The sequence below is a fragment of the Vibrio sp. A1-1 genome (genome assembly GCF_021728175.1).
GTDB lineage: Bacteria > Pseudomonadota > Gammaproteobacteria > Enterobacterales > Vibrionaceae > Vibrio > Vibrio diabolicus.
Window position 1 is genome coordinate 226007 of record NZ_JAKKCL010000005.1, and the last position, 26872, is coordinate 252878.

Here is a 26872-nt window from a genome sequence, read left to right on the forward strand (position 1 = left end):
GACATTGTCACACAGATAAACATGAGGTTTGCCGCAGTTATCTTGATTGCCGAACGGTGAGATAGATGAAATGGTTATAAATTCAAATGTATATATATTGATTTAATGATCAAGTTTTGTCATTTATACATAAGTCATTTAAATGAATACCTACACCTTTGTATACAATTCGGTATTTCCTGGCGAAGATTCCCGTGAAACGGTTTATTCCTGCCTGTAATTCCGTTATCTTTACCCCTTCGCAATAGAGAATAAAGCTATAACATGCCTATAAAAACAGATGAATTGAGAACCCAACCTTTGGGTCCAATGCCTACCCCAGCAGAGCTAGGTAGTGTACATCCTATTACGGATGACGTTGCAGACCGTATCGCTCAATCTCGTCGTCAGATTGAAAACATTTTATCGGGTGAAGACGATCGCCTTCTTGCGATTGTAGGTCCGTGTTCTGTTCACGACACTGAAGCTGCCATTGATTACGCCACTCGCCTGAGTGAAATCCAAGACAAGTACAAAGACGAACTGTTTATCGTGATGCGTACTTACTTTGAAAAGCCTCGTACAGTAGTTGGTTGGAAAGGTTTAATTACCGACCCTAACCTAGATGGCTCTTACGCGCTTGAAGCTGGTCTCCATAAAGCACGTAAACTACTACTGGATATCAACAAGCTTGGTCTTGCGACTGCTACTGAGTTTCTTGATATGATTACTGGTCAATACATAGCGGATTTGATCACGTGGGGCGCGATCGGTGCTCGTACAACAGAATCGCAAATTCACCGTGAAATGGCATCGGCGCTGTCTTGCCCAGTTGGTTTCAAAAATGGCACAAATGGCAACGTAAAAATTGCAATTGATGCAATTCGCGCATCGAAAGCCTCGCATTACTTCTACTCTCCTGATAAGAATGGCCGCATGACGGTTTACCGTACAAGTGGTAACCCATATGGTCATATTATTTTACGCGGCGGAGAGAAAGGCCCTAACTTTGATGAAGCGTCAGTAAAACAAGCGTGTGATGCTCTAGCCGAGTTTGGCTTGCCACAACGTTTGGTTGTGGATTTCAGCCACGCAAACTGTCAGAAGCAGCACAGAAAACAAATCGACGTTGCTCAAGACATTTGTAACCAAATTAAGTCAGGCAGTACTCGTATTGCGGGTATCATGGCTGAAAGCTTTATTCTTGAAGGCAATCAGCCAATGACTGACATCAACAACCTAACGTATGGTCAATCTATTACAGACCCATGCCTAGGCTGGGAAGATACTGCTACAATGCTAGATATGCTGGCAAACGCCGTTAAATCCCGAAAGTCCCTATAACAAAATAATCAAGGAATCTTCATGCCATCGTTTGATATTGTTTCTGAAATCGATACGGTTGAACTACGTAACGCCGTTGATAATGCTAACCGTGAATTGTCTACTCGTTTCGATTTCCGCAACGTTAATGCGAGCTTTGAGCTAGTAGAAGAAAACGTAAAAATGTCTGCGGAAGGTGACTTCCAACTTAAGCAAATGCGCGATATTTTACGTGGCCACTTGGCAAAGCGTAATATTGATGCAAACGCAATGGATGCACAGGACCCAGATGTAACTGGTAAGAACTGGCACCAAACTCTGCTTTTCCGCCAAGGTATCGATACACCAACAGCCAAAAAAGTAGTGAAACTTATTAAAGACGCAAAGTTAAAAGTACAAGCCTCTATTCAAGGCGACAAGGTACGTGTTACTGGTAAGAAACGTGATGACCTGCAAGCGACAATGGCAGCGATTCGTGAAGCAGAGATGGGCATACCATTCCAGTTTAACAACTTCCGTGATTAATCTGTCTGAGAAGTAACTTAGTTTAAAAACGCCAGCGCATAGTTCGCTGGCGTTTTTGTTGGCCTTTTAATCGAGAAGCCAAGTGCCCACTTTTTAACGTGGTTATATCACCAAGTCCTGCCCTTGCAGCAATAAGAACTCGCTCGTCCCTTTAGGGATAAACACGCAAACTCGAAGCTTTTCAGATTTAGCCTTGGTCAACATATCAGAGAGTTCAGCTGCGCTGGAGAAAGCTTCTCGCTCTGCATCTCTTCGTATTAGCTCTAACACGTTCGCTTCGCATCGAGTTGAGTAAAGTGCTAGCTCGGCTTGTTGCATGTAGCGCACGGCCTTAATTGGCAACATCTCAACGTCTTTCCCTACCTGTATCCAAGTACAACTTCCCTTTTCATCCAAAGGTGTTGCCATGGTCGCTTGGTAAATCGTTTCTAACTCTCTATTATCTCGCGCGTTTTCAACCTCAGGATTCGAGAAGAATTGCTCCCAAAACTTACGACGTAAATCGACGCTAGGTAGTGCTTCTTTAATCGAATTACGCTTTGAGTTAGCAAAGTCCGCCATCAACCCCATGTTTTGTGGGAGTATCGATTCAAGCTTTTCACGGATGTTTCGAATTAAAACTGGTGAGGCGCCGCCACTAGAAATAGCAATTTGTATGCGGCCACGATTGATCATAGAGGGCGTAATGAAGTCACAATAAGGCTTATCATCCACAACGTTCACTAGGATGCCTAATTCTTTCGCATCTTTATACACTTGGTGATTTAGCTCAGGATTATCTGTCGTGGCCCACACTTGAACAAAGCTTTTAGTGACAATGTCACTTGAATAGAAACGTTGCACCCAGCGCACTTGATGCTCTGCAGCAAGCTTAGACAGAAAATCGACCAACGTTGGAGAAACGATAGTGACATCCGCCCCTGCTTTTAGCAAAGCTTCCACCTTTCTGCTTGCCACTTCACCGCCGCCCACGACAAGAACGGGTTTATTGATTAAATCTAAGAACAGAGGAAAATATCGCATTTCAATCCATGATTACTCTAATTAGCTGTTGCAGACCATGCTACCAAAAATGGGGCAGGCTCATCACCCTGTTTCGGTATCACAAATAATTTTTGTTCGAATTTTTACTGAACTTCGCCAAGCTCAGCTAATGACAGTTTTAATAACAACTTTTTATTCTCTTGTATTGTTCACTCTTCTATTGATTGTTCTGATGCACCAAATTGTCCATGATTTGCACTATTTACAAACAATTAACATTTCGTCATTCTAAATCTCAAGGCGCTTTGTAAGTTCTCTCAAAACTTCATTTAAATTATATATTTGAGAATTAACAGATCCTTTCCTACGCTTATAACTGGTTGATCTATCGAATACCGTTTCTTCGAAAATCAATCACGTAGGACGATAACTCTAACGAATTGGACACGTTATTTCAGGTCACTCCTGATTAAACATGGATCATACAGGAAGGATACAAATGGCAAATAAACTCACAGTTCTTGCTTCCGTCGTAGCGGCTTCTACTGCGATGATGGCAACATCAGCTCAAGCAGCAGACACTACTCTGGACAAAGTCACAAAACAAGGTTTTCTTACTTGTGGCGTAAGTACCGGTCTACCTGGTTTCTCTAACCCTAACTCAAAAGGTGAATGGGAAGGTATCGACGTAGAATATTGCCAAGCACTGGCTGCAGCCGTTCTTGGGGATAAAACGAAAGTTAAATATGTACCCCTAACCGCGAAAGAACGTTTCACTGCGCTTCAATCAGGTGAGATTGATGTGCTTTCTCGTAACACCACCTGGACACTGCATCGTGATACTGCACTTGGCCTCAACTTCGTAGGGGTAAACTACTACGATGGTCAAGGCTTCATGGTGAAGAAAGATCTTGGCATCTCAAGCGCAAAAGAGCTTGATGGTGCATCAGTTTGCGTACAGTCCGGTACAACAACTGAGCTGAACCTTGCTGACTACTTCCGTAATAGCGGTATGTCATACAAGCCGGTCGTATTCGATACGGCAGCCCAAACGTCAAAAGGTTTCGATGCAGGACGTTGTGATGTGTTAACGACTGACCAATCTGGTCTTTATGCATTGCGCCTGAACCTGAAAGATCCCTCTTCTGCAGCCGTTCTTCCGGAAATCATTTCCAAAGAACCACTAGGTCCCGTCGTTCGTCAAGGTGATGACCAATGGTTCAACATTGCGAAGTGGACATTATCAGCAATGATTAACGCTGAAGAGTATGGTATTAGTTCGAAAAATGCGGATGAAATGCTGAAATCGAAAGATCCAAACATCAAACGTATTCTTGGTGTTGACGGTCCGAAAGGCAAAGGTTTGGGTATTCGTGATGATTGGGGCTACCAAGTTATCAAGCAAGTCGGTAACTATGGTGAAAGCTTCGAACGCACAGTCGGTACTGGTTCGCCGTTAGAAATTTCTCGTGGCGTTAATGCGCTATGGAATGCAGGCGGCTTTATGTACGCGCCACCAATCCGATAGAACGAGTTAATCAGGGCGGTTCATGCCGCCCTTTTTCTTGATTTTATCCATCTGTATGAGTAAGGACCGCTCATTGAATGGCAAGAAGTATTCGCTTAGACAGGCTATTTCAACTCGAATATCGCCGTTTAGCTCTGGTGAAAACATGCTTCGACCAGCAAGGACGTGACTATTTATACAGGCAGATATCTATAACTAAGGTTTGAGGTTATCGCTGTATGAAACCGACAAAAGATGCATCGCCAAGTACGATGTCCAAACCGAGCGGAAGCAAGAGCTTGATTTATAATCCCGCCTTTCGTTCTGCTATTTTCCAGATCATTGCCATAGCTGCACTGGTATTTTTCTTTTACACGATTATAAATAACGCACTGAACAACTTAGATGCTCGTGGGATCGCTACGGGTTTCGGTTTTTTAAATCAAGAAGCCGGGTTTGGTATCGGGCTGACACTAATTGAATACGATGAAACGTACTCTTACGGCAGAACGTTTATTATTGGCCTTCTTAATACAGCGCTGGTCTCCGTATTAGGTATTATTCTGGCTACCGTGATTGGTTTTACCATGGGGGTCGCTCGCCTTTCTTCTAACTGGTTAGTGAGTCGCTTGGCTGCTGTTTATATCGAAACGTTCCGAAATATCCCACTTCTTCTACAAATATTTTTCTGGTATTTCGCTGTTCTTCAAGCATTACCCTCACCTCGTCAAAGCTTGAGCCTTGGCGAAGCCATCTTCTTGAATGTTCGTGGTTTATATTTTCCAGCACCAGAAATGGAGCCAGGCAGTGGCTTTGTTATTGCTGCATTAATCTTCGGGGTGATCGCCAGCTTGTTGATTAATGTATGGGCGAATAACAAGCAACGCCTAACTGGGCAACAAACGCCAATGGGAAGAATAGCTTTAGGCTTAGTCGTTGGCCTTCCGCTGATTGTCTACTTCCTTGCTGGTATGCCAATTTCACTAAATTATCCTGAACTGAAAGGGTTTAACTTCCAAGGTGGTATTAGCATTATTCCTGAACTTGCTGCACTACTTTTGGCACTGAGCGTTTATACCGCCTCCTTCATTGCCGAAATTGTACGTTCTGGTATTAATGCGGTTAGCCATGGTCAAACGGAAGCGGCGATGTCGCTGGGCTTACCACGCGCGAAAACTTTAAAGCTTGTTGTCATTCCGCAAGCGTTACGAATTATTATTCCACCTTTAACCAGTCAATATCTCAACCTCACCAAAAACTCATCGTTAGCGATGGCGATTGGTTACCCAGACCTTGTCTCTGTCTTTGCTGGTACTACCCTGAACCAAACTGGGCAAGCGATTGAGATCATTGCGATGACGATGGGCGTGTACTTAACCTTAAGTTTGATTACGTCTGCATTAATGAACTTGTATAACCGTAAAGTCGCGCTGGTGGAGAGATAATATGAGTACTCATCAATTTCAACCGGATCTCCCACCACCAGCCAATACCGTCGGTTTTGTTGGTTGGATGCGGAAAAACCTATTTAATGGACCTGTCAATTCCATTGTTACCGTAATTCTTGCTTATCTTGTCTTTAGTGCAATTTGGCATATCGTTGATTGGGCGTTTATCAACGCGGACTGGATTGGTTCGACGCGTGACGATTGCAGCCGAGAAGGTGCTTGCTGGGTATTTATCAGCGTGCGCTGGGAGCAGTTCATGTACGGTTTCTATCCTGAGTCTGAACTGTGGCGCCCTCGCCTTTTCTATATCACATTGGCTATATTTACTGTGTTGCTAGCGTATGAAAAGACACCGAAACGGATTTGGATTTGGCTTTTCTTCGTAAACATCTACCCATTCATTATCGCTGGGCTGTTATATGGTGGGATATTTGGGCTAGAAGTGGTCGATACACACAAATGGGGCGGATTACTCGTTACGCTCATCATTGCGCTAGTTGGTATTGTCGTTTCATTACCTATTGGTGTGGTACTCGCGCTCGGTAGACGTTCGGAAATGCCCATCATTCGCAGTATTTGTACCGTCTATATTGAAGTTTGGCGTGGTGTGCCACTGATTACCGTTCTGTTCATGGCTTCCGTTATGCTGCCTTTGTTTATGTCCGAAGGGTCCGAGACAGACAAACTTATTCGCGCTCTTATTGGTGTAGTGATGTTTGCCTCGGCTTACATGGCCGAAGTAGTACGGGGTGGCTTACAAGCGATTCCAAAAGGCCAATATGAGGCTGCCGACGCACTTGGGTTAAGTTACTGGAAAAAAACAGGGCTTATTATCTTGCCACAGGCGCTGAAGATTACGATCCCTTCTATCGTGAACACGTTTATCGGATTGTTTAAAGACACCAGTTTGGTTCTTATCATTGGTATGTTTGACGTACTAGGTATAGGACAAGCAGCAAACACCGACCCTGACTGGCTAGGCTTTGCTACTGAAAGTTATGTATTTGTCGCGTTAGTGTTTTGGGTATTTTGTTTTGGCATGTCGCGTTATTCGATATGGCTTGAAAACAAACTTCATACCGGTCACAAACGATAACTCATCAAGCTCAAGGACGTATTATGACGCAACAACAAGACTATATGATCCAATTGAAGGACATGAATAAATGGTATGGTGAGTTTCACGTACTAAAGAATATTAACCTCGATGTTAAGCGCGGGGAAAAGATCGTAATCTGTGGCCCATCAGGGTCAGGAAAATCAACGATGATTCGCTGTATTAACCGCCTCGAAGAGCACCAAGCTGGCAGTATTTATGTTTCCGGTACGGAATTAACTGAAGATTTGAAAAATATTGAAGCTGTGCGCCGTGAAGTGGGCATGTGCTTTCAGCACTTTAATCTCTTCCCTCATTTAACCGTACTGGAAAACTGTACGCTCGCGCCTATTTGGGTGAAGAAGATGCCTAAAGATGAGGCAGAAGCGGTCGCGATGAAATATCTGGAACGCGTTAAAATTCCGGACCAAGCAGAGAAATATCCTGGCCAGTTGTCTGGTGGTCAGCAACAACGCGTGGCGATTGCTCGCTCTTTGTGTATGAACCCTAAAGTCATGCTTTTTGATGAACCAACATCAGCACTTGATCCGGAGATGGTTCGCGAAGTGTTGGATGTAATGGTCGAGCTCGCCGAGGAAGGCATGACCATGCTCTGTGTGACACATGAAATGGGCTTTGCGAAAGAGGTTGCCGATCGCGTGATATTTATGGACGCAGGAGAGATCATCGAAGAGAACAACCCTGTTGATTTCTTTGAAAACCCTCAATCAGATCGAACTCAAAATTTCCTAGCGCAAATCTTACATCACTAAGATCTTTTGCAACTGGTATAATAAAAGCACTGATTTCAATGAAGTCAGTGCTTTTTGTTACTAAATTCAAAATTCTGTGTGACAATTGCTATGACTTTGCTCTGCAGTAATATTGTGTTACAAGTTGTCAAATACATAACATCTTATTTCTATTATTATTTTATCTAAGTTACGCATGGTTAGGGCTTGATTTTTTGAACTTTCAGCCCCATAAATGTACCAATAGTAAACTCCCTTACTGAGGATAATTATGAACAGTCCAATGTTTACTCGTTCAACAAGTGTTCCCAACACACTTGAAACTAACAAAGTACTGAAAAACACTTACTTCCTACTGTCGATGACACTGATGACCAGTGCGATCGCAGCAGTGGCAACAATGGCAATGCAAATTTCACCAATCATGGCGATCGTGATGCAAATTGCAGCGATTGGTATTTTGTTCTTTGTCATGCCAAAAGCAATCAACTCATCATCTGGTATCGTTTGGACATTTGTTTTCACAACTCTAATGGGTGGTGCTTTAGGTCCAATGCTTAACTACTACGCATCGATTCCAAACGGTCCAACGATCATTGCTCAAGCTCTAGGGTTGACTGGCATGGTGTTTCTAGGCCTATCGGCTTACACCATTTCGAGCAAGAAAGATTTCTCTTTCATGCGTAACTTCCTGATGGCAGGTTTGATCATTGTTATCGTGGCGATGCTGATTAACATTTTCGTTGGTTCAACAATGGCCCAACTAGTAATAAGCAGCGTCTCTGCACTAGTGTTCTCTGGTTTCATCTTGTTTGATACAAGCCGTATCGTTCGCGGCGAAGAAACTAACTACATTAGTGCGACAATTTCGATGTACCTAAACATCCTTAACTTGTTCACTAGCCTACTAAGCATTCTAGGTATTATGAACGACGATTAATCGTTCAACACAAGATGAATTTAAAAAGCCCGAAGGTATTTTCCTTCGGGCTTTTTCTTTGTCAGTGATTAAGTACATTACGCCTGTTCGACTGCTAACTCGATAACTTCATCAGCTTCAGGGTTTTCTCTAAAACGTCTCACTTTAATCGTATCTTCACCCAACATGATTTGCTTGGCGATTCGATGCATACCATCAAAAACACGGTAATCATTGGTTAAAATTACGGGATACGACAAATCGGCATTGTTGATGCGTTGGCAATGCTTCGCGATCTCACGACAGGTTGGCTGTGGTCCATCATCACTAAACCAGGTCACTTCATTAGGGCCTTTGATATCATCAATAGCAATTTCTTCTACAGGTAGGGACTCCGCGAGCTCCCAAATACGCTCAATAGACCAAATGGATTTTACGTTGTCATTTATTTCAATGTAACGTTGTTTCGACATGACTAACTCCTTGTCATCGTTATTGTTTACAACCAGAATGTAGGTTGCTTATCAACCAAGAGAATATCGGTCTATAAGAGCAAACACAACGTCGTAAGCTATTCATTCACAGATAAAATTCCATATTCAGACAAGTAGCCAAGAAAAAAACAAAACAAAAATGAATAAGCCTGGATATCCATGCAATTTCATTGGTACTCACCCCGAAAAATTTCTAACAAACTGAATAGTTTCCTATTTATTTGAATAAAAGAGCATTTATATCAAAGCACCTCGCTTAGTCAAAAAGCACTCACCATTTTGTACGCTTTTGCTTCGCTCGGCACTACTTCGAGATTCTTTTGTTGAGAACATCTGCACCTGTCGCTAATCTATAAACATCCATGTTCACTTAGCGGATAAAACGTTATGTTCGTTTACAACGGCAAAGAAATTGAAACTGATGCTCAAGGCTACTTACTGGATCATACTCAATGGGAAGAAGGTATGATTGAGCTTTTAGCAAAAGAAGAAGACATCGAGCTTACGGATGCTCATTTGGAAGTTGTGCACTTTGTGCGAGATTTTTATGAAGAGTTTAATACTTCCCCTGCTGTGCGTATGCTTGTCAAAGCAATGGAAAAAGCGCACGGCCCAGAAAAAGGTAACAGTAAGTATCTATTCAAGCTGTTTAAAAAGGGGCCAGCCAAACAAGCGACTAAATTAGCCGGCCTACCAAAGCCAGCTAAATGCTTGTAGAATTTACAAAATCTTAAAACCGCGCAACGGCTTATATGACGCAGACTCCTGTATCACACTCTCTACTGTTGCCGTTCGCGGGCCTTCTTTCAACCACTCGGAAAACGCACCTATTTGTGCATCTGTTCCACACGCCATAACTTCAACATCACCATCGTTTAGGTTCTTCGCGTAACCCGTCAAACCCAGTTTCAATCCTTGATGGGAAGTATGGTAACGAAAGCCGACGCCTTGAACGTGACCTTTTACTATAAATCTCTCACACTTTACGTTCATCTTTGTACCGCTTCTTTTTACTGAGTGATATATTCTTTTCGTCTATTCACCCCACTAAGGATAGTGGGTTTTTGCACGGTTATTATAATTATGAAAGAAATTCCATTCCGCTGGATTGATAAGTATCTCATTCACTTAAAGATTCAAGAAAAGTTCTATTTGCTCTTCGTTCTCCCTCTTCTTGCTTTAGTCATTCTCACTCTCGTCCTTAATAGCGCGGCTAATACGTTGATCTCAAGTATGTACCAAGAAGAGCTCATGCTTATGAAAGGTCTGATAGAGGCAGGCAACCTTTCTCAATCGCAAGTAGCAAACCTCATAGCTGGTTCAGAAACCGTTTCTCTTGGCTCTGGTCCGCAATCCGTGTCTGTTCTAAATGGTGCGTACAGCTTGGTTGCAAACCATGAACTTTCTCTATGGACTGCCCTATCAACGACTCAAGTGAGCATCATCTGTGTGAGCTTGTTTATTCTCGCGCTTGGCGTTTACTACATCATGACGTTTATCGGCGGCGCAATGTTCACAATGAATAAAGCATTAAACACCCTAGCGGATGGTGACCTAACCGCGAGAATGAACTTCTTCCCAGTTCGCGACGAGTTTAGTGAAATTGCTATTACGATAGACAAAGTTGCAGAACGAGAGCAACAAATGGTGCTGTCGATTCAAGAGTCTGTGGCGTTAATGCAACAAATTAGCTCAGACCTGAATCAATCAATTCATCACAGTTCAGATATTTCTGCGACGCAACAAGAGCACCTCAACTCTCTTGCGAGTGCAACGGAACAGATGGCATCAACGATTCGAGAAGTCGCGACATTAGCTCACGATTCAAGCGCGCAAACCGATGATGCGCGCAGCGTGGCTCAGTCTGGACAAGTAAAAGTAGAGAATACGCTTCACTCGATTTCGAACCTCTCTAATGAGATTCAATCTGCGTCTCAAGCAGTAGCGGAGTTAGATGCCAATGCCGCACAAATTGATGAAGTCGTGACAACCATTAATGGGATTTCCGAGCAAACTAACCTACTTGCATTGAACGCAGCCATTGAAGCAGCACGTGCTGGTGAGCAAGGTCGTGGATTTGTGGTCGTTGCGGATGAGGTTCGCGCTCTTGCGGGACGCACTCAGCAAGCGACCGTTGAAATCCAAGCGATGATCGAATCATTACAGCGTAACAGTCAATCACTTACTAAACTGATGGAAGTGACTGTGAACAATGCAAATGAGGGACAAAACCTCATGACGGAAGTGAATCACGAAATCGGCTCTTTGGCAGATAAAAATCAAACTATCTCCGACAGTAGCATTCAAATTGCAACAGCAGCTGAAGAACAAGGTGTAGTCGCTGACAATATCGCCTCAAGCGTTGAAGAGATTCGAGTTCAAGCAGATAACGTGTGCAATATGATAAGCACGACTTCACAAAACGTGGATCAACTGCGTAAGCAAAGCGACACCATGGAGTCGCTCCTTACTGGACTTAAAGCGTAGCAACGTAATCTGTTACGACCAGTTCAAATAAAAGGGTTACTTTAGTGACCCTTTTTTGTATTTAAAAGTCACTACAATGTACTGGATTGCCGAGGGATATTGCTTTTACCATTCACATCCCGGACAATACGCCCCTTTCAAAATTCAACAAGAGCTAATGAAATGACAGCTGCTATCTATTTGGTAAAAGGTCGTGAGAAATCGGTCAAGCGCAAGCACCCTTGGATCTTCTCTCGAGGCATCAACAAAGTTGAGGGCGAACCCGCTCTTGGCGAAACGGTTGATGTATTCACTCACGACGGTAAATGGCTAGCTAAAGCGGCATATTCGCCAGCTTCACAAATTCGTGCTCGTATTTGGAGTTTTGATAAAGAAGAAATCGACACCGCGTTTTTCGTAAAACGATTAAAAGACGCACAACTTCTTCGTGAAGACATTATCGAACGTGATGGCCTTACGGGTTACCGCCTTATCGCGGCAGAGTCTGATGGCATGCCAGGCGTTACGATTGACCGTTACCAAAACTTCTTTGTGTGTCAACTTCTCAGTGCTGGCGCAGAACACAATAAACAGGCCATTGTTGATGCTCTAGTTGAGTGCTTCCCTGATTGTAATGTGTACGAGCGTTCTGACGTCGCGGTACGTAAGAAAGAGGGTTTGAAAGAAGCCACTGGTGTACTGCACGGCGAAGAGCCACCTAAATCGGTCGTCATCGAAGAAAATGGCGTAAAGATTAGTGTAGATATCGTTGGCGGTCATAAAACAGGTTTCTACCTAGATCAACGTGATAGTCGCCAGCAAGCGATGAAATATGTGAAAGGCAAAGAAGTTCTTAACTGCTTCTCCTACACAGGTGGCTTCGGACTTTACGCTCTGAAAGGTGATGCAAAGCGTGTGATAAACGCTGACGTATCACAACCTGCTCTAGACACTGCGAAGTTCAACGCAGAACTGAATGAATTTGATATCTCGAAGAAGCGCGCTGTGTTCCTAAACGCAGACGTGTTTAAACTGCTTCGCGAGTATCGTGACCAAGGAACTCAGTTCGATGTGGTTATCATGGATCCACCTAAGTTTGCAGACAGCAAAGCCCAACTAAACGGCGCATGTCGTGGTTACAAAGACATCAACATGCTAGCAATGCAAATCCTAAAACCTGGCGGTACGCTACTGACCTATTCGTGCTCTGGCTTAATGGATCAAGTTTTGTTCCAGAAAATCATTGCTGACGCAGCCTTAGATGCTAACCGCCAAGTAAAGTTTGTGGAGCGCTTTGAACAAGCTGCTGACCACCCAACCGATACAGCATACCCAGAAGGTTTCTACCTGAAAGGTTTTGCATGTAAAGTTCTGTAATCACAGTGCTAGTTTACCGTATTATTAAATAAAAAAACGGAGCGAAAAAACGCTCCGTTTTTTTATTTTTGGCCATCTATTCTCGTAATTGCTCGAGATTAGAAATCAGACTATTGGCAATATCGGCTGCAGAGGCACCATCAAAGTTAACCTCTAGCTGTTGTCCATCTTTGTTGATGGTCAACGTCGAGTTACCCCCACTTTCAGTCACTTCAACGGAAATGTCATCCACACTGCCGCGATAGTCACCCGAACCAAGATCATCAAGCAAGGCGGAGATATCCGTACCACTCATATCGTCAAATACATCGGTAAAATCAAGCTGATCCCCGTCACTGAAATCTGTCACGGTATCAGTTGCGGATTGCATTTCTGTCCATTTGAATACGTCATCACCTTCACCGCCAGTCAAGATATCATTACCTAAACCACCGATGATCAGGTCATTGCCTTCAGTACCAACCAGAATATCATCGCCATCTGTCCCCATAACCAGATTCAGATCCGAATTTAAGGCCATGGTTTGATAACCAAGCGCCGTAACAGCGTCTACCGTGACGTTCTCGAAATCAACCGCTACCGTAGCTTCGTTACTTACCGCACCATCAGTGTCAATAGCTTGGTAGGTAAAGTCATCGTTCACGTCAGTAAAACTGGTGATTTCAGTTCCCACCAAGGTAAAGCCCGCTTTATCACTCGCGCTATCGGTTTCTGGAGTAAGTCGAATTTCATCAAAGCTGCCATTTGCTAACGCAACGGTAATAGAACCTTCGTGGTTGCTGGTATAAGTAATATCCGTTGAGTAAAACTGCTGAACATCAACAAGTGCACCATTTAGGAAGATGTATGCCGTTAACCATGCACCACCACTGTTGAAGCGGTCATTCAGACTGGCTAAGTTCAGTTTCGCTTCGTTAGCTGATAAATCCTCATCCAGTTCTAACGTAATATATTCACCAGTACTGATTTCATCACCCTGACCCGTTTCATTTGGCGAAACGACAACCAACCCGACTTGTTGATTCGCAAAATCGACTGAAATCTGAGCGTCGGAATCAAAGATGATGCTGTTGCCAATGGTGATGATCTGGCCTCCAGTGAACGTTAAGTTCGAATTAGGAGGAGTGTAGGATCCCACCAAGATATCTTTCCCTTGTTCTTCAAGAAGGTCGGCTGAGTCAAAGCTCTGCTCCTCAAAGAAATCTTCAGTCAGACGATACTTAACCTCTGTGTTTTCAGGGAACTGTGTGGTTTCGTCTATAATGACTTCCTGTCCATTTCCATCCACATAATACAGTTCACCGTGTTCAGGAAGGCTAACGACCTGAATTAAAATATCATCATCATTTGCAGTAACTGCGTCATCTTCGAGATCTTCAACACGCTGTTCCCCAGACGTCGTTAATCCATCAAACTCAACATCCTGAACCGGGAAAATACCATTTTGAACATCGAGCGAAATGATGAAATCACGGGCTGTAGGTGGTGAGTTATCCACGATGGTCGCCAGACCAGTATCGCTGCCTTGCACTGCTCCCAAGCCAGTTACTGTAACGCTGAAATCTTCAGGGCCTTCGTACACACCGTCATCAATTGATTTGATGCGTAGATCAAATTCCGTCATACCTGCCGGCACCGTCACAATGCCACTTACAGGTACACTTACCCAACCTGAACCGGTGTTGTACTCTAGAGTGCCAAGGTCACCTACTTCTGTTTCATCCAGATTAAGCGTTAATTGAACCTCGACCGCTGCTTCTGAGGCATTACTCAATGACACGGTAAATGTAGCGAAACTACCTTCATCAATGGTACCCGCATCCGAGATAGACACAGTTGGTCGATCGTCGTCCGTTTTAGTGCCATCATCCACAATGGTCGCCAAACCAGTATCGGTGCCCTGAACTGCGCCCAAACCCGTCACGGTCACGCTGAAGTCTTCCGGACCTTCATAAACTTCATCATCAATGGTCGCAATGCGCACATCAAATTCGGTAAGCATTGCTGGCACTGTTACGATGCCATCGACAGGCACAGCAACCCAACCTGCTCCGGTGTTATATTCTAGCGAGCCAAGATCATCCACTTCTGTTTCGTCCGGGTTTAAGGTCAACTGCACCTGAACTGTACCTTCCGAAGCATTACTCAATGACACGGTAAACGTCGCGATATCACCCTCATCTACGATACCCGCATCTGAGATAGATACGGTCGGGCGATCATCATCCGGGTCAGGGCCAGGGCCGTTACCACCGTCGTAAATAATGCCCAGCGCACTGTCACTGCCTAGGACGCCAGTGTCACCTTGTACCGCCACAGTGAAGGTTTCATCCCCTTCGTAGACGCCATCATCTGTGGTTGGCACAGTGACTTTCAGCTCGTTCTCACCGGCGGGAATGGTATACGTACCGTCACTGTTGGCATTCACCACTGTCACACCATCAGCAAGGGTCACCACAAAGCTACCTATATCGTCCGCTTCCGCCGTGTTGCTGCCGTCGGTTGAGGTGTTCAACCTGACGGTCACATCGATATCGGCCGCCGCCGATAATCTAACGGTATACACAGCCTCAGTACCTTCATTCACGCCAACGCTATCTTCGACAATATAGACACTTGGACGGTCATCATCTGGATCGGGACCTGGACCACTGCCGTCATCCACAATCGTCGCCGTGCCCGTATCACTGCCTTGTACTGCGCCAATGCCCGTTACCGTAACACTGAAATCTTCCGGACCTTCGTACACCGCATCATCAATGGAAGCGATACGCACATCAAACTCAGTCTGCCCGGCAGGCACCGTCACCACGCCATCGTTTGGTACTGTGACCCAGCCACTTCCCGTGTTGTATTCCAAGGAGCCTAAGTCTCCGGCTTCGGTATCGCCTAAGTTGAGGCCGAGTTCAACTTGAACAGTTGACTCTGAGGCGTTCGATAAGGTGACTTTAAAGTTAGCCGTATCACCTTCATTAATGGTGCCAGCGTCGGTAATAGTCACACTCGGGCGGTCATCGTCTGGATCAGGCCCCGGGCCACTGCCGTCATCCACTATCGTTGCCGTCCCCGTATCACTGCCTTGTACTGCGCCAATGCCCGTTACCGTAACGCCGAAATCCTCTGGGCCTTCATAAACGGCGTCATCAATAGAAGCAATGCGCACATCAAATTCGGTCTGTCCAGCAGGCACCGTCACCACACCATCGTTTGGTACTGTGACCCAGCCACTTCCCGTGTTGTATTCCAAGGTGCCTAAGTCACCCGCTTCGGTATCGCCTAAGTTGAGGCCGAGTTCAACTTGAACACTAGACTCTGAGGCATTCGATAACGTGACTTTAAAGTTCGCCGTATCACCTTCATTAATGGTGCCAGCGTCGGTAATAGTAACACTCGGACGGTCATCATCAGGATCAGGGCCAGGGCCACTGCCGTCATCCACAATCGTCGCCGTACCTGTATCGCTGCCTTGCACCGCCCCAATGCCCGTCACCGTAACGCTGAAATCCTCTGGGCCTTCATAAACGGCGTCATCAATAGAAGCAATGCGCACATCAAACTCGGTCTGTCCGGCTGGCACCGTTACCACTCCATCGTTTGGCACTGTTACCCAACCACTTCCCGTGTTGTATTCTAAGATACCTAAGTCACCGGCTTCGGTGTCGCCGAGATTAAGACCCAACTCTACTTGCGTTTCCGCTTCAGACGCATTCGATAACGTAACTTTGAAGTTAGCTGTTTCACCTTCATTAATGGTGCCAGCATCCGTAATAGTCACACTTGGGCGGTCATCATCGGGATCAGGTCCAGGGCCACGGCCGTCATCCACTATCGTCGCCGTACCTGTATCGCTGCCTTGCACCGCCCCAATGCCCGTCACCGTAACGCTGAAATCCTCTGGGCCTTCATAAACGGCGTCATCAATAGAAGCAATGCGCACATCAAATTCGGTTTGCCCGGCTGGCACGGTCGCCACGCCATCGTTTGGCACTGCAACCCAACCACTTCCCGTGTTGTATTCCAAGGTGCCTAAGTCTCCGGCTTCGGTATCACCTAAGTTGAGGCCAAGTTCAACTTGAACACTCGACTCTGAGGCATTCGATAACGTAACTTTGAAGTTAGCTGTTTCACCTTCATTAATGGTGCCAGCATCCGTAATAGTAACACTTGGGCGGTCATCATCGGGATCAGGTCCAGGGCCACGGCCGTCATCCACTATCGTCGCCGTACCTGTATCGCTGCCTTGCACCGCCCCAATGCCCGTCACCGTAACGCTGAAATCCTCTGGGCCTTCATAAACGGCGTCATCAATAGAAGCAATGCGCACATCAAATTCGGTTTGCCCGGCTGGCACGGTCGCCACGCCATCGTTTGGCACTGCAACCCAACCACTTCCCGTGTTGTATTCCAAGGTGCCTAAGTCTCCGGCTTCGGTATCACCTAAGTTGAGGCCAAGTTCAACTTGAACACTCGACTCTGAGGCATTCGATAACGTAACTTTGAAGTTAGCTGTTTCACCTTCATTAATGGTGCCAGCATCCGTAATAGTAACACTTGGGCGGTCATCATCGGGATCAGGTCCAGGGCCGCTGCCGTCATCCATAATCGTCGCCGTACCCGTATCGCTGCCTTGCACCGCCCCAATGCCCGTCACCGTAACACTGAAATCTTCTGGACCTTCGTACACCGCGTCATCAATGGAAGCGATACGCACATCAAACTGAATCTGCCCGGCAGGTACTGTCACCACGCCATCGTTTGGCACTGCGACCCAACCACTTCCCGTGTTGTATTCTAAGATACCTAAGTCACCGGCTTCGGTGTCGCCGAGATTAAGACCCAACTCTACTTGCGTTTCCGCTTCAGACGCGTTCGATAGCGTCACTTTGAAGTTAGCTGTTTCACCTTCATTAATGGTGCCAGCGTCGGTAATAGCCACACTCGGACGGTCATCGTCTGGATCGGGACCTGGGCCACTGCTGTCATCCACAATCGTTGCCGTGCCGGTATCACTGCCTTGTACCGCACCAATGCCCGTTACCGTAACACTGAAATCTTCAGGACCTTCATAAACGGCGTCATCAATGGAAGCAATGCGCACATCAAACTCAGTTTGCCCGGCAGGCACCGTCACCACACCGTCGTTTGGCACCGTAACCCAACCGGAGCCCGTGTTGTATTCCAAGGTGCCTAAGTCGCCGGCTTCTGTATCACCTAGGTTGAGACTTAGTTCGACCTCAACATCTGTAGCTGATGGATTCGATAAAGACACTTTAAAGCTGGCTAACTCACCTTCATTAATCGTCCCTGCATCGCTCATCGTTACCGTTGGACGATCATCATCAGGACTTAAACCAGGCCCACTACCATCATCAACAATGGTTGCAATCCCAGTTGCAGGTGTACTTTGTTCTTCTGTGTTGCCAGAAAGCGTAAATGTTTCTGGACCTTCGAATATAGAGTCATTTATAGAGTCGAGAGAAACCGTAAAACCATTTTCACCTAACGGGACCGACACAGTAAAAATACCGTTGTCATCGACTGAGATTTCTTCTGTTGTGCCATCGGAAAATGTTATGAGAACACTCTCGTTAACGTAGTCACTTCCGCTCTTGTCAGTAGATCCACCAGTCGCAGTCTGATCGAACAGAGAAAAAGTGATATTGATATTGTCTTCTGTTGGTTGGTTAAGTGTGACGTCGAAGGAAACCAGATCGCCCTCATTGACAGTTGGGCTAGAAATCTCTTGAACAATTACTGTTGCAGGAACTGATATTGCTGTTGGTTCTGGTGGTTGTATTTGGAAAATATCGAGTAGCGTCTCTACCTGAGTACTTGAAAATCCTGTTCCGTCAGTTCCCACTGTCTCAAAATTGGTACTGGCGAGTAATTCAGCACCTGTGCGATCTATAGCCCCCGTATTTTGTGGGCTAGACCCGTTTCCTTCACCTGCAGCAGGATCAAACTCTTCACCCAGCTCAGTCGGGTCTTCCCCACTAGCAATTGCTTCAATTAACGCTGTGATATCATCAGTTACGTTTATCGAACTTCCTTGTGGTGTCACCTGCTCGATCATAAGCTCAGAAGTATCTGATACCTCATCAATTATTAACTCTCCTGGTTGAGGTAGTTGTCCCTCTTCTAGGGTCCTAATTTCCCCATCCAGCCCGATAACCACGATGTTGCCCATCAATGAGCTCAAAGTTACTCGATCCATATCTACCTCGCCCCACTTCAAACCAAGTCAAAAGTTTGTCACCCCTACATTTACGTCTATAGTTTAGTCAAAATCATCATTTTTTCGTTGTATGCGCAGCTCGTGGGATGCTTGATAACTCAAGGGGCGGAGTTATTCAAAAAGTATAGAGTTACGCTAGCTGCGAAACGCTATGATATTAAGAATTCAAGCTTTTCTCTGGCCTAAACATGCTGTGTTGCTGAGCAACATTTGCCATATGTGCTAAGGTTTAAAAAGGCGAAATTCTGGAATTTTTAAACAAAAGCCTAGTTTTAACAGTAGGTTGATAAATCCCTTACTCAAGCACTGTTATTTATGATGTTTCGTCTCAGTTATGAGATGAAATAGCAAAAAGCAACACGAATTTTTAGGAGAAATACCGTGAAATGGAACCGACTAAATATTGCTTGCTGCTGTAGTTTAATAGTGTCTTTACCCGTTTTCGGTCAAACTTTAGAGCAAGCCGTGGCATTGACGTTAAAAAACAATCCTGACATTAAGAGCGCATTTAACGAGTTCACCAGTCGAAAATACGTAAATGAAGCCTCTTCGAGCGCCTACTTACCTTCTATTGATTTAGATGCGGGCATTGGTTACGAGGGATTAGACCCTTCTGACGAGGTGGGACGTGGGGATACAGATTACACTCGAAAGGAAGCTTCGGTAACACTAACTCAGCTCATATGGGACGGCAGTGCAACCTTAAATGATATCGATCGTACCGCAGCCGATGCAGAGTCAGTTAGATTTCAACTTTTGGCCGATGCATCAGATAAAGCGCTTGAAGTCACCAAAGTGTATTTAGACGCAGTAAAAGCTTACGAAATACTCAAGCTTTCTGAAAATAACTTGGCGGTTCACAAAGATATTTACGAAGACATTAAAAAACGAGTCAACTCAGGTATCGGCTCTACCGCTGACTTAACACAGGTAGAAGCACGTTTGGCAAAAGCGCACGGTAATTTGGCAGCTGCTCAAAATAATTTGTACGACTCTCACACTATGTTCACTCGTTTAGTGGGTCAAACCCCGCAAGGATTGATCTTTCCAAGAGCGGATCAGAATTTCATTCCATACACCATTGATGAAGCGGTAGGTTTGGCATTTGAGCTGCACCCTGTCATTCAAGTCGCGCTCGCAGACGTAGACTCTGCTAAGTTTCAATACAAACAATCTAAAGGTGTTAATTACCCAACCATTTCCATTGAAGCTTCACAAACATGGCGTGACGACGCTGATGGCTTAAAAGGCCGCAGTGATGAGACACTTGCCATGCTACGTCTACGCTACAACCTATTTAATGGCGGCAGTGACGCTGCAAACTCAGAAAACTTCGCCTATCAGTTAAATAAAGCGAAAGACTTACGTGAAGGTGCTTATCGCAATGTTGAAGAAGGGTTAAGGCTTTCATGGAGCGCGCTGGATTTGACCCTACAGCAAAAAGAGTTCCTGTCAGATCATGTAGACTCGGCATCTGAAACCGTTATTGCGTATGAAAAACAATATCGCATTGGTAAGCGAACGCTGCTTGATCTATTGAATACTGAAAACGAACTCTTTGAGGCACGTAAAGACTACTTAGATTCTAAATACGCAGAGCAGTACGCCAAATATCGAGTGATGAACGCAACAGGTCAACTGTTAAGTGCATTAAGGGTTGAAATGCCTAAAGAATGGCTAGAAGAAGTGGAGTATTAATTATGAAATACATAACTCTTATTGCACTCTCATTGATGATTTCGGCATGCAGTTCATCCGATAAAGGCGATGAATATGATTATATTGATACGCCAATTGCCGATCAGTGGGCAGATCATCTTGATGATGATTCTGATGGAGTCATTAATGAGCGCGATTTATGTCCGGGGACTCCTTTAGGTGCCGAGATTGATAACGATGGCTGCGGTTCGTATGTCGACTCCTCGCAAGAAATGCAAATTCGAGTTCTGTTCGCGAATGATTCCGATGTGATCAATCCTATCTTTACGGAGCAAATTCGAGAACTATCCGACTTCTTGAAGGAGTATCCAAATACATCGATAGAGATTCAGGGCTATGCCAGTCGTACTGGTACTGCAGAACACAATCTTGACTTATCTAAACGCCGCGCTGAGAACGTTAGAAAAGAACTCATGATGAATGGTATTAGTGGAGATAGAGTCACCATTGTCGGCTATGGAGACACGGTACTTGCAACACAAGGCACCGACCAAGTGAGTCATGCGTTGAACCGTCGAGTCACCGCAACGGTGATTGGCCACAAAGGTGAGGTGAAGAAAGAGTGGACCGTTTTCACGACACTTCCTAAGAGCTAACATCGCAATGAACTGAGTTTAAAAGTAAAAGGTCTAGCAAAATGCTAGACCTTTTTTGATTTTCAATTTCACCTGTGGCTAGACATGCTACATGTCTTTGTATTGCGCTTCTAAACTTGCAATCAGACTTTGAGTCACATCATCGACACTTGCACCATCAAAATGGATGTCCAATGTCGAGCCACCTTTCGTAATACTCAAGTTCGCTTCCGAGCCGCCATCTGGTGCCACTTCTACGTGATACTCTCCGACATCACCAGTATGACCACCGGACTGAAGATCAGTAAGAAGCTCACCAACTTCATCTTTTGATAAGTCATCAAACAGATCGGAGAAGTCTAAAGTATCCTCATCTTTGTTGAAATCAGTAACCGTATCAACCTCGTTGGTCACTTCACTCCACTTAAAGATGTCAGAGCCCTCATCTCCCGTTAAGATATCATTACCTAAACCACCAATCAGAATGTCATCACCTTCACCGCCAACGAGTATGTCGTTACCACCCTGACCAAACAGTAAATCGTTGCCAGCACCACCAGATAAGTTATCCGACTTATCACCTTGGTGAGATTGGTTGAATTCTTCTAAGTTATTTTTAACGTATTCATGGATGTCTTCACCATCAATGGTAGAAACATCTTGACCCGTTTGCTGTGCCACATGTGATTGAATCGCACTCAAACCTTGCTCATTACCGCCAAATTCAATTAAATCACCCAGCAAGATATCGTCACCTTCTCCACCCTGAATAGTGTCTGAGCCTTGTTTTAGGGGCACATCTTGACCCAATATCGTTTCAGCAAGTTTAGTAACATCGATATCTGACTCTACCACACCATCAGTGTCATACTGCTGAAGTGTTTGTTCATCAACACCACTACCAAGACCTATCGACTCTACTGAAGACAATGCTGCTAACACTTGATACATATGTTGAGCTTGTGTTGAGCTGCCACGTTCATCATCGTAACGGATAGAACCATAATATCTGTCGATATCCCCTAGAGTTCTGCCTGTTAGCGGTGAATATACCTGACCGTAACTATCTATAACGACATCACCTTTGTAGATAACCGTCTGTCCGTATGAATAATTATTGCTATTAACTATATCTTGCAGGGTAACAAGCTTGCCAGAATCATCGACATCCAAAATCACTTTCGAGAATTCATTCTGCGCTAAATGGTAGAGATGCGTTGCTCTATTTGGTTGACCATCAGTAACAAAGTACGTGATATTTTGGCCATTAGGGTTAGGTTGACTGCTAAACCATTCAACAGCTGACTGTAAACCCGCCTCATAGTTTGTGCCGCCGTCACCCTCATCACCTATAGCACTATTCAGTTCTTTTACAAACTCATCTCTTGCTGTTGGAGAACTCAAGTCAACGGAAATAACTGCTGACGCACTTGAAGCAAACTCACTGAGGTGAATATTCACTGTTCCAGGCTTCTCACCCTGATTTGCAGCACTTAACAGTTCATCAAACACATCTAGCACTTCTTGCTTCGCAGTTCCTACCCAGTTACCCATGCTCCCCGAAGTATCCAAAACAAAGGCGATGTTGTAGTCCTGACCGGCAATGATCTCCAACCCTTGGACATCGCCAACAATAATATCGTGATCGTCACTGCCCGTTATCTGATCGTTCCCATGTGAACCCGACTCTAGAACATAGTCACGAGCTGTAAGCGCAACAGACTCTGTTGTTGAAGCGGCATCATTATTTGCTTCTTCAACCGACGTCGCGGTAACGCTTAGTGGGAACTCTAGACTACCTTCATAATCAAACGGTACTCTGATATCTAAAGAGACCTTACCGTTAGCATCCAGGGTGACAAGATAATTACCGTTTGCGTCCTGATTAACGGCATGTCCATCGATATACAGCTCTACACCATCCGGCAAACCTTCCACAAAAACAGTTTGCGCCAAGCTTTCACTTCCATCGACATCAACCAAATCAACGTTAATATCAACGGGAATCCAACGCTCTTGAAGCACTTCATAGGTGCCGTCGGGCTTCAATTCAACGACTTTGTCTGCAAAAACAATTCGTTCAATTTCATATAAGTGATCACCACGATCATCACTACCTGTGTGGTCGTTTACCGAATCGATAGAACGATTATCTAGCAAAATCCAATATGGAACTTGACCTCCATGATCGTCTTTGAAGGTCATTTTGTAGTCACTGAAGTTTCCAGTTAAGTAAACCGTATCTTGGCCATCATAATCTGTAATAGTGGACGCATCATCACCATAGAAAGAGTCGTTATTACCACCGCCAATAAATACGTCATCACCGCCGCCACCGTAGAAGGTGTCATTGTAATCAGTCCCAACGAATAAGCTATCGGTATCACTTCTGTCGTTGTTGTCTCCTAGCATCACTCCGGCGTATGAGTGATTTTTTTGCACAACATCATCCAAACCAAGATCAGCAGCGACGAGTTCATTCTCTGTAGGCGTTTTATCTATCGCAGAAGTAGCTAAGTTGTGATTAGGATCAACAGCATCTCTTTTTACTAACTCTCCCACATTAATCGTGATCGCAGGGGCATCTGCAACTGCGACAACGTTGATATCAAGCGTATTTGTTGCGCCAGTATTTGTGGTGTAACTAATTAACGGAACATCACCTGACCAGTGCTCGGTAGGTTCAAATACGTAACTACCATCTTGGTTTACTAATAAAGTGCCACTGGTCAAAGATACGTTTTGACCTACCGCATAGTCAGTACCATTAATAGTAATGTGATCAACCATCAGGGTGTTGTCGTCATCAAAGTCATTACGCAATACGTTACCCTGTAGCGAATTATCTTCGTTGGTCTTCCCAATATCACTTTCCGTTTCCGTCGGTAAGTTCTCATGTACTACAACATTGATCGCTAAGTTAGACTCTGCTGAATCACCATTCGCGCGTTCTGTACTCGTTGCCGTCAAATTGATTGTGAAGTCATCATGGGAGCCAGCTGGTGGAGTCACAGTAAGTGTATCTAATGCCCAACTTGTCACGTCCAGTTCTTCATCAATGGTTGCTACAGTAATAGAACTGTTTCCATCTGAAAGGATCGCACCTACAGGTAAGCCAGTTAGCGTGACTTTAAGTGATTCAGAGCCATCTTTATCATTTAAGCTTGTTTTAATTTCAGAGAGCGGTATCGCTGTATCTTGTAACCCTTCGTTCAGCTGATATGTTTCGTAAAACGCAACACCATTAACTTCTTGTAGTTCAGACGTTCTGATATCAGTTGCTTCTAGTGCACTTTCATCACTAACTACGTAAAGACTGCTGTTGCTCAGATTGACAGGTGCTTGTCCATTAATCGATACATCCACATTAAAGTTACCCGGACCACTTTGGTTATGGTGATAAATTTCAATTGGATAAAAGCCAGATACCGAAGGTGTAAAGCTAGCACCCTTAATATCACCACTGTCGCTACCCCAACGAGCTTGATCAAGTAACGTACCACCCAACTTGATAGCAAGGCTATCATCTGCTTGGCCAACAAAGTCGTAACTCGAACCAGCTTCCAGATAAACAAGAGATGTAACGAGAACGGCCTCATTTGCTAAGGTCGCATTAGTACCTAAATCTTCTACATTTGCCCAACTCAATCGAGTACCATCGGCTTCATCAAGAACGTTGATCGCTGAGATTAGAGTCTCTCCATTGACCCCCATACCATCACTAGAACCAACTTGAACATTACTCCATGTCGTAACGTTAAACTCTTGTTGGGGTAATGAGTTCTCGTGCGTCACTGCGATTAAGTTCGGTTTATCAGCGATAGGGTTTACGTCTATTGTCAGTGTTGACTCTTGACCGGCACTCTGTCCATCTGTTGGTTTAAAGCCAATTTGAGCGTAACTAGACTCCTGGTCTCCGACTTGATTTCCGCCGAAACTGTCACTGCCAGACTCATTTAATTCAGGTACAAAGCGAACACTGTTTTCATCAAAGAGCGATTTATCAAGCACTTGATCGATTTGGACAGACTGCCAATCACCTTGCGAATCTTTATACTCTAATGACCCATCGCTAGGAAGCGTTGTGATTTGGACGGAGAGCTCTGATACGTTAGAGTCAACATCGCTAATACCGAATGATGACCAATCAAGCATCACTTGGGTATCTTCACTCATCTCAACCGCGGAAGGCGAAGATTCAGGTGCATCATTCACATTTACCAGAGAAACATTGACCTCGGCAGTATCAATCCCGCCAGTTCCATCGATAACCTCAACCTGAAGCGTATAATCGCCCAAATCAACATCATCGATTGTCTTGTTCAATGAAATCTCTCCGCTTGTCGGGTCGATATCAAAAATACCATTAGTGGTCGAGCCATCTGCAAAGCGGTATGCAAGCACGTCATTATCGTGATCTTCAGCAACGACCGTACCAATAATGGACCCACTCACCGTGTTTTCGTTAACTGACCCGAAGTCGTAAACATCATCATTTGGTTTGTCACCAGCACTATCGCCGCCAGAAATAAACTCTGGAGCGTGCTGAGCATCTATAATAGAGACTGTTGCTTCATTCGAGTCACTTGCAAGCGTCGAATCTGCACCAACCGTATCAATTAGAGTCACGGTTAGGTTTTCAAGATCTTCGTAAATACCATCATCGAGAGTTTTTATATCAATCGGCGCCGACGTTTTACCCGCTGGAATCATGACTGTGTAAGTACTTGGAGCAATATAATCTTTGTCATCAACATTCCCGCCGATTGTGAATGTTACCAGTACATCTTCATCTGCTTTTTGGTCAATGTTGACGATAAATTTTGCATCACTACCTTCATCAACTGAGGATTGATCTGAGCTAATAGTCACTTTCGGTGCACTTTGGGCATCAACGATCACAACACTTGCGCTGTTATTTGAAGCAATGCTCGCATCAGCGCCATCCACCTCTTTAATGGTTACTGTGAAAGATTCTGCGCCCTCATAAATACCATCGGTGAGCGTCAGTAAGTCAAGAGCAGCTGAAGATTGACCCGCAGGAACTTCAACACTCAGAACGCCAACAAAATCTTTTCCATCTTGGGCCACGCCACTATATTCGACATGAACCGTAACGCTCTCATCTGCAACTTTATCAAGTTTCAGTGTAAAGCCTGCCGTTTCACCTTCATTTACGCTGTTTTGATCGGCACTAATACTAACTGAAGGTGCATGATCAGAATCCACAATATTTGCGTTACCAGTTGCAATACCATTACTGGTGACACTACCGATTTCCGTAACCGTCAGACCAAAGCTCTCATCACCTTCATGGACATTATCTAGTTTGGTCGGGACTGCGACCAGGGCAAGATTACGAAGCCCCTTGTACTGCAAGGACTTGCGAAAGGTAGCTATTGCTACGGTTTGCTTTTTTCTGCTTTCTTTTGATCCCTGCTTTGAAGCTGGTTTCTTCCGTCAGCAGATTTAA

General features: G+C 44.8%; 18 protein-coding genes and 1 pseudogene. 12 read left to right on the plus strand and 7 right to left on the minus strand.

The window, feature by feature from the left end; genetic code table 11:
- Window positions 1-264 precede the first annotated feature (264 nt).
- Both L3V30_RS10540 and L3V30_RS10545 read left to right on the plus strand, forming a co-directional pair.
- Complete coding sequence (locus L3V30_RS10540) at window positions 265-1323, plus strand: 3-deoxy-7-phosphoheptulonate synthase (RefSeq protein ID WP_006743262.1); 1059 nt, start codon at window positions 265-267, stop codon at window positions 1321-1323.
- A 21-nt stretch (window positions 1324-1344) separates the two neighbouring features.
- The gene (locus L3V30_RS10545; protein ID WP_005377415.1) at window positions 1345-1827 is read left to right on the plus strand and encodes a YajQ family cyclic di-GMP-binding protein; all 483 of its coding nucleotides are present in this window, start codon (window positions 1345-1347) and stop codon (window positions 1825-1827) included.
- A gap of 102 nt (window positions 1828-1929) precedes the next feature.
- On the opposite strand, the gene L3V30_RS10550 is transcribed toward L3V30_RS10545, so the two are convergent.
- Window positions 1930-2850, minus strand: coding sequence for a bifunctional precorrin-2 dehydrogenase/sirohydrochlorin ferrochelatase (locus L3V30_RS10550; protein ID WP_006743261.1), 921 nt, complete (start codon window positions 2848-2850; stop codon window positions 1930-1932).
- A 460-nt stretch (window positions 2851-3310) separates the two neighbouring features.
- Here L3V30_RS10550 and L3V30_RS10555 point away from each other — a divergent pair, with 460 nt between their 5' ends.
- On the plus strand, window positions 3311-4339 hold the full coding sequence (locus tag L3V30_RS10555; RefSeq protein ID WP_005396567.1) for an amino acid ABC transporter substrate-binding protein: 1029 nt from the start codon (window positions 3311-3313) through the stop codon (window positions 4337-4339).
- Window positions 4340-4345: 6 nt separating this feature from the next.
- Here the strand turns inward: L3V30_RS10555 and L3V30_RS10560 are convergent, their stop codons facing one another.
- Window positions 4346-4486: a hypothetical protein gene (locus L3V30_RS10560; RefSeq protein WP_165615986.1), complete on the minus strand. Its 141-nt coding sequence runs from the start codon at window positions 4484-4486 to the stop codon at window positions 4346-4348.
- 71 nt (window positions 4487-4557) lie between these two features.
- Between L3V30_RS10560 and L3V30_RS10565 the strand changes: the two genes are divergently transcribed.
- The 4 genes from L3V30_RS10565 to L3V30_RS10580 all read left to right on the plus strand — a co-directional run bounded on the left by L3V30_RS10565 (window position 4558) and on the right by L3V30_RS10580 (window position 8554).
- Entirely contained in the window at window positions 4558-5763 is a 1206-nt protein-coding gene (locus L3V30_RS10565) for an amino acid ABC transporter permease (protein ID WP_006743259.1), read from the plus strand.
- A gap of 1 nt (window position 5764) precedes the next feature.
- Window positions 5765-6862 (plus strand): amino acid ABC transporter permease, encoded by a 1098-nt coding sequence (locus L3V30_RS10570; RefSeq protein ID WP_012841798.1) that lies wholly within the window; start codon window positions 5765-5767, stop codon window positions 6860-6862.
- A gap of 23 nt (window positions 6863-6885) precedes the next feature.
- Window positions 6886-7635, plus strand: a complete 750-nt coding sequence (locus tag L3V30_RS10575) for an amino acid ABC transporter ATP-binding protein (protein WP_005377400.1) — start codon at window positions 6886-6888, stop codon at window positions 7633-7635.
- Window positions 7636-7885: 250 nt separating this feature from the next.
- Window positions 7886-8554, plus strand: a complete 669-nt coding sequence (locus L3V30_RS10580) for a Bax inhibitor-1/YccA family protein (RefSeq protein WP_046876207.1) — start codon at window positions 7886-7888, stop codon at window positions 8552-8554.
- A 77-nt stretch (window positions 8555-8631) separates the two neighbouring features.
- On the opposite strand, the gene L3V30_RS10585 is transcribed toward L3V30_RS10580, so the two are convergent.
- Window positions 8632-9006 (minus strand): hypothetical protein, encoded by a 375-nt coding sequence (locus tag L3V30_RS10585; RefSeq protein ID WP_005396572.1) that lies wholly within the window; start codon window positions 9004-9006, stop codon window positions 8632-8634.
- Window positions 9007-9414: 408 nt separating this feature from the next.
- On the opposite strand from L3V30_RS10585, the gene L3V30_RS10590 reads away from it, so the two are divergent.
- Entirely contained in the window at window positions 9415-9744 is a 330-nt protein-coding gene (locus L3V30_RS10590; RefSeq protein WP_005377396.1) for a TusE/DsrC/DsvC family sulfur relay protein, read from the plus strand.
- Between the two features lie 3 nt (window positions 9745-9747).
- Here L3V30_RS10590 and yccX read toward each other — a convergent pair whose 3' ends face one another.
- Window positions 9748-10020, minus strand: coding sequence for an acylphosphatase (gene yccX / locus L3V30_RS10595; RefSeq protein WP_054867047.1), 273 nt, complete (start codon window positions 10018-10020; stop codon window positions 9748-9750).
- Window positions 10021-10110: 90 nt separating this feature from the next.
- Here yccX and L3V30_RS10600 point away from each other — a divergent pair, with 90 nt between their 5' ends.
- Together L3V30_RS10600 and L3V30_RS10605 are read left to right on the plus strand one after the other, a co-directional pair.
- Window positions 10111-11514: a methyl-accepting chemotaxis protein gene (locus L3V30_RS10600; protein WP_237308874.1), complete on the plus strand. Its 1404-nt coding sequence runs from the start codon at window positions 10111-10113 to the stop codon at window positions 11512-11514.
- A 162-nt stretch (window positions 11515-11676) separates the two neighbouring features.
- Window positions 11677-12870, plus strand: a complete 1194-nt coding sequence (locus L3V30_RS10605) for a class I SAM-dependent methyltransferase (RefSeq protein WP_167713295.1) — start codon at window positions 11677-11679, stop codon at window positions 12868-12870.
- A gap of 76 nt (window positions 12871-12946) precedes the next feature.
- Here the strand turns inward: L3V30_RS10605 and L3V30_RS10610 are convergent, their stop codons facing one another.
- Window positions 12947-19084: a Calx-beta domain-containing protein gene (locus L3V30_RS10610; protein ID WP_237308875.1), complete on the minus strand. Its 6138-nt coding sequence runs from the start codon at window positions 19082-19084 to the stop codon at window positions 12947-12949.
- A gap of 402 nt (window positions 19085-19486) precedes the next feature.
- Here L3V30_RS10610 and L3V30_RS10615 point away from each other — a divergent pair, with 402 nt between their 5' ends.
- Together L3V30_RS10615 and L3V30_RS10620 are read left to right on the plus strand one after the other, a co-directional pair.
- Complete coding sequence (locus tag L3V30_RS10615; protein WP_237308876.1) at window positions 19487-20803, plus strand: TolC family outer membrane protein; 1317 nt, start codon at window positions 19487-19489, stop codon at window positions 20801-20803.
- A gap of 2 nt (window positions 20804-20805) precedes the next feature.
- On the plus strand, window positions 20806-21420 hold the full coding sequence (locus tag L3V30_RS10620; protein ID WP_006741557.1) for an OmpA family protein: 615 nt from the start codon (window positions 20806-20808) through the stop codon (window positions 21418-21420).
- 87 nt (window positions 21421-21507) lie between these two features.
- Here the strand turns inward: L3V30_RS10620 and L3V30_RS10625 are convergent, their stop codons facing one another.
- Together L3V30_RS10625 and L3V30_RS10630 are read right to left on the minus strand one after the other, a co-directional pair.
- Complete coding sequence (locus L3V30_RS10625) at window positions 21508-26778, minus strand: Calx-beta domain-containing protein (protein WP_237308877.1); 5271 nt, start codon at window positions 26776-26778, stop codon at window positions 21508-21510.
- Window positions 26756-26872, minus strand: a pseudogene (locus L3V30_RS10630) (ISAs1 family transposase); the annotation flags it as partial. The pseudogene L3V30_RS10630 and the gene L3V30_RS10625, both read right to left, overlap by 23 nt.